General features: G+C 60.1%; 4 protein-coding genes and 3 pseudogenes. 6 read left to right on the top strand and 1 reads right to left on the bottom strand.

The window, feature by feature from the left end; all coding sequences use genetic code 11:
* The 6 genes and pseudogenes from F7R02_RS24085 to F7R02_RS24065 form a co-directional block, all read left to right on the top strand.
* Positions 1–122: pseudogene (locus F7R02_RS24085) on the top strand (IS3 family transposase); the annotation flags it as partial.
* Entirely contained in the window at positions 113–298 is a 186-nt protein-coding gene (locus tag F7R02_RS24080) for a DUF3606 domain-containing protein (protein ID WP_078589711.1), read from the top strand. The pseudogene F7R02_RS24085 and the gene F7R02_RS24080, both read left to right, overlap by 10 nt.
* Before the next feature lie 13 nt (positions 299–311).
* Positions 312–725 (top strand): annotated as a pseudogene (locus F7R02_RS27615) (DNA polymerase ligase N-terminal domain-containing protein); the annotation flags it as partial.
* Positions 726–989: 264 nt separating this feature from the next.
* A pseudogene (ligD, locus tag F7R02_RS24075) lies at positions 990–2,921 on the top strand (DNA ligase D); the annotation flags it as partial.
* Positions 2,922–2,961: 40 nt separating this feature from the next.
* Positions 2,962–3,771, top strand: a complete 810-nt coding sequence (locus F7R02_RS24070) for an OBAP family protein (RefSeq protein WP_078589709.1) — start codon at positions 2,962–2,964, stop codon at positions 3,769–3,771.
* Between the two features lie 385 nt (positions 3,772–4,156).
* Entirely contained in the window at positions 4,157–4,828 is a 672-nt protein-coding gene (locus F7R02_RS24065) for an STN domain-containing protein (protein WP_139370912.1), read from the top strand.
* A gap of 230 nt (positions 4,829–5,058) precedes the next feature.
* On the opposite strand, the gene F7R02_RS24060 is transcribed toward F7R02_RS24065, so the two are convergent.
* On the bottom strand, positions 5,059–5,185 hold a 127-nt coding region (locus F7R02_RS24060), incomplete at its 5' end, for an integrase core domain-containing protein (RefSeq protein WP_151210081.1).

Here is a 5,185-nt window from a genome sequence, read left to right as displayed (position 1 = left end):
GAGCAAGAGCGGATGTGTTTGACTACATCGAGCGACGCCACAACCCAAGGATGCGGCGAAGGGCGGCCAAGCAGGATCAGAAGGTTGCAGCTCTTTTACAACCGTCCGTGATATCGGGGTAGAACCCGATGATAAGAAGAACGCGGGTAGCCCGGACCGCGATCGGATCAACGTCAATGAAGACTACGAGCTGCAATATTGGACCAAGGCCTTGGGCGTCAGCGCGGAGGAGCTTCGGGCAGCGGTCAAAGCCGTCGGCCCAACCGCGGCGGCCGTGCGTAAACACCTGGGCAAGTAACCGGGAGTAGGGCATGTCCCTCACCGAATACCGCCGCAAGCGGAGTTTTGACAAGACCAAGGAGCCAGACCCAGGGAAGGCGTCGCCATCAGGGCAGCGCGCGATTTTCGTGGTTCAACTCCACCATGCCAGCCGCCGTCATTACGACTTCCGGCTCCAGGTAGGCGATGCGCTCAAGAGTTGGGCTGTTCCCAAAGGGCCCAGCTACGACCCCAAGGTCAAGCGCATGGCGGTGGAGGTCGAAGACCATCCCGTGGACTACGCCGCCTTCGAAGGCGAGATTCCGAAGGGGCAATACGGGGGCGGCCACGTTGCCCAGTTTGACCACGGTGTGTGGGCCACCTCAGGCGACCCGGAGGCCCAACTCGCCAAGGGACACCTGCGTTTCGAGCTCTTTGGCACCAAGCTCAAAGGCGGTTGGCATCTGGTCCGGTCGGGCAAGCCGGCCAAGCAGCCGCAATGGCTCCTTTTCAAAGAAGACGATGCCTTCGCCAGCGATGTGGAGGCAGATGACCTGTTGGGCGACGTCACCTCGCCGCCTCCTGAAGATCTGAAGCGGGCAGGGGCTGGCAAGGCAGAGAGGAAAAAGCTCACGGCCGTGGCCCTGCCAAGTAAGGGCCGTCGCAAGGACTGGGCGAAGAAGGCCGCCGCGCTGACCAAGGCCAAAAAAGCCAAGCCGCCAGAGGGCCCCTTCGAACCGCAGCTGGCCAAGCTCGGCGACGCTCCACCCCAGGGCGACCAATGGGTGCATGAAATCAAGTGGGATGGCTACCGCATCCTGGCCACCATTGCGGAGGGCGAGGTGCGCCTTTGGTCACGCAATGCCCTGGAATGGACCGAGAAGATTCCTGAAATCAGGGATGCCGTTGCAGCCCTCGGGCTGAAGTCAGGAGCACTGGACGGGGAACTCATCGCTGGCAATGGCACGAAAGAGGATTTCAACCTTCTCCAGGCCACCCTGTCCGGAGAACGGCAGGGCACCTTGGCCTATGCCTTGTTCGATCTACTCCACATCGATGGAATAGATGTTGCCGATGCGCCCTTGTTGGAGCGCAAGGAACTCCTGCAGGAGCTGTTGGAGAGCAGTCAAGGGCACTTGGCCTTCAGCTCGCACATTAAGGGCGATGGGGAGACGGCCTACCGTCTGGCAGGCGAGCGGCACTTTGAAGGCATCATTTCAAAGCGTGCAGACCGGGCTTATCACGGGGGCCGGGGCGAGGACTGGAAGAAGACCAAGCAGCTGGCCAGCGACGAGTTTGCTGTCGTGGGTTACACGGCCCCGAAAGGCAGCCGCACGGGCTTTGGGTCGTTGCTTCTGGCCAAGCCTGACCCCAAGCACGGCTGGCTTTACGTGGGCCGGGTGGGTTCAGGCTTCTCCGATGTGCTGATCAAAGAAATTGCCCAACTGGTCGGCCGAGCTGGCGGCAAGACGCCTACCGCTTACGTTCCCACCGAGGACACCGACCTCCGCTCGGCCACGTGGTTTGAGCCGAGGTTCGTGGTGGAGGTCTTCTATCGCGGCATCGGCGGCCAGCAACTGCTGCGCCAAGCCTCGCTCAAGGCGGTCAGGCGAGACAAGGATGTGGCCGACTTGGCCGACTCGGACAGGGCTGCCACAGTCGAACAGCACGCCGATACCCCCCAGCTCAAACCCCCTGGCAAGCGGCTCAAGAGCGCCTCAAAGCACGGCAACGCTTCAAAGCACCGCACCGCTTCAGAGCACAGCACGACCCCGACAGGAACCCACGGCCGCACACCGCCTTGGCTGTCCAGTCCGACCAAGGTGATCTTTCCTGACATCAAGGCCACTAAGCAGGACGTGTGGGATTACTACACGGCCGTGATCGACCACGTGTTGCCCGAGGTTATCGGCCGCCCCTTGTCGATCATCCGGTGCCCCAGTGGGACCGCCAAACCTTGTTTCTTCCAGAAGCACCACACCGCAGGCCTGGAGCTCGTGGACTCGGTTCGGCTGAAAGAAGATAGCGGGATCAACGCCCACTACTTGGTGGTCAGGGATGCAGCCAGCCTGCTTGAGCTGGTTCAGTTCAACGCGCTGGAGTTCCACCCGTGGGGCAGCCACGCGGAAGCGCCTGATCGCGCCGACCGCGTTGTCTTTGACTTGGACCCCGGCCCCGACGTGCCCTTTTCCGAAGTCAAAAAGGCAGCCGTGGACATCCGCAAGCTGCTTGAACAGTTGGAACTGGAGTCGTTCTTGCGGGTGTCAGGCGGCAAGGGGCTGCACGTGGTCGTGCCGTTGAACCCGGGGTGCGATTGGGACCTGACCAAGCGTTTCGCCAAGGGGTTTGCCGACGCGTTGGCACAATCGGAGCCGACCCGCTTTTTGGCCACCTCGACCAAGAGTCTCCGCAATAAACGCATTTTTGTGGACTACCTGCGCAACGGCCGCGGGGCAACAGCGGTTGCGTCGTATTCCCTGCGCGGCCGCCCCGGCGCGCCAGTGGCCATGCCCATTTCCTGGAGCGAGCTTGCCAAGCTGACCCGTGCGGATGCTTTCGCTATGAAAGACGTGCCGGCGAAGTTGACTAGACGCAAGAAAGATCCTTGGGCGGATATCAACACGATCCAGCAAAACCTGGCCCGGTGGGCGCAAGACGCTTGATCTGGCCGCCTGCCTTGATACTGATTTGGGAGAGAAACCGATGCGTCGATCCATCCTGTCCGCTGCCGCAGCCCTCCTCTTAACCGCGTGCGGGGGCGGAAATACCGAGTCCAGTGTCCAAGCTCCTGGGGCGGAGGAAACGGCCAAGACGAAGGCCTTGGAAACGGGTGCGGCAGTGATGCAGGATCGGCCGCCGATCGATGCCGTCAACGCCTACCTGGACGGCTTTCATTTCTACAATGGTCAGATGAAGCTCCAGATGGAGGCTCATCATTACTGCTCAATCCTCAATGAGGATGTCATTCAGTGCACCATCTACGATGGCAATGTGAAAGACGCCAAGCTGATGGGCGTGGAATACATCATCAGTGAGAAGCTATTCGCGGGCCTCCCTGAGCAGGAGAAGGCGCTCTGGCATAGCCACGTCCAAGAAGTGAAATCGGGGCAGCTGATCGCACCAGGGATCCCGGAGGTGGCTGAGCATGAGCTCATGGAGAAACTCATCCGCACGTATGGGAAAACGTGGCACACCTGGCACACCGACCTGGACAAAGACCTTCCGCGAGGTATGCCGCAGTTGATGATGGGCTTCACGGCGGATGGCCAAGCGGACCCGGCGATGGTGGCGGCCCGCGACACGCGGCTTGGCGTCAGCAGCGAGGACAAGCGAAAGCGCCGCGCCGATATTGCTGCGCCGAACATAGACCCGGGCGCAGACGCCTGGCGAGAGGGGACGGTGATCCAAATCCAAGACCCAAGCGGTGGACACGCTCACGAGTCCGAGAGCCGGGATAAGGAGCCTTCCAACCGGAAGGAGAACGCGACGTCCAAAGGCTCGACCGACCAGTAGCTTCAGGAATGCTCGGTCGGGCGGCCGACTAGGCCGATGCACTCCTCTCATGCAGCGCTCGCAGTTGGTTGATAGGGGGCAGTCAGATGATTCAGGTCCTAGGCAAGCTTGGACCAGCGCTCATGAAACGGACCTCGTATACGCGGCTCTCCTGTGCAAGTGTCGTTCTCGCCCAGGTTGGCTTCACAGATTCTGACATAGCGATTGAGTAGGTGGTTGAGTGCCTATTTCACTGTAATCATAAAACGAAATAATCACTTTTGTGTCTTCGGCGCGACGGCGATTTCCTGACCATCTTCCATAACAGTCGCGCAGCATCTATTCAGATTCTTTTGCGTATGCGTGTCATACGCTTTGGATCATCTACGCGCATAAGGAGCGCAAAATGCCTACGCCTTTCTCGCGAACCCTATTTTCCGTCGCATTCGGGCTTGCAGTTGTAACCACGTCTACCGCTGCTGTCGCAGCGCAGCAGTATGGAACTCAACCTCAGCGAGAATCGAACGATCGTGCAACCGCAGACCTACGCACCCGCATCGGGGCCACGGGAGAGCGGATCGAGGAGGCTCTGCGTGGCGGCGCAATCACGAGCGTTCGTGCGACCACGCTTCAGCGCCAGGTGGAGCAGACCCAGGCAAGCATGGACCGCCTTTCTCGCCAACAGGGTTTCGTGAGTGCAGGAGAATTGGCCTCCTACAATCGCACCTTGAGTGCAATTGACGTCGAACTCGATCGTCACGGCGCCGCGCGCAGTTACGGAAATGATGCGTTGGTGGCATCCGACAGCAAGGACCAGGCTCAAAGCTTCCGCTACGATTGTCAAAATGAACCGGTCGCAATTGCCATCCCAGGGGATCAGCTCGACCACGCCCTCGACCAGCTGCGCTTAACCACCCACTGTCCGATTTCTGGCACCGATCTCGCGCGCGGTAAGCGTTCCCAGCCAGTGGTGGGCACAATGACTCCAACCGCCGCCTTGCAGGCAATGCTCAATGGAACAGGCCTCCAGATGCGTTCGATCAAGGGCGGCTTTGAGGTTCTCCGTCTGCCTCGGTGATTAGGCAGCCAGAGTATCGATGGGCTACTAACCGACCATGTGCACGAGGACGGTTGATCGGTAGCAACGGGTGAGCACTCTATGGAGCTTTGTAGTCCATAGCTGTCCAGTATCGACCGCTGAGTCCAATTACGGATAGAACTTGCTCGGGTCCGCCAAGCACTCCGTGAACTGGCCACGCTCATACTTGGGCAGCTCCGACGTCCCCCCACCCTGAGTAGTGGTTTGGTTTAGAGTCCGGGGGTAATGATATCGGTGTTTGCCAGATGTTGGGCATAAGCAGCCGGGGTCATGCCGCCGATCGCCTTCTTGGGTCGGTCCTCGTTGTATTCGCGTCGCCAGCGTTCGATTTCGGTG

The organism is Xanthomonas cissicola, from assembly GCF_008801575.1.
Taxonomy (GTDB): domain Bacteria; phylum Pseudomonadota; class Gammaproteobacteria; order Xanthomonadales; family Xanthomonadaceae; genus Xanthomonas; species Xanthomonas cissicola.
The sequence above is the reverse complement of the archived record's forward strand: the minus strand, read 5'-3'. Positions and strand labels throughout refer to the sequence as shown.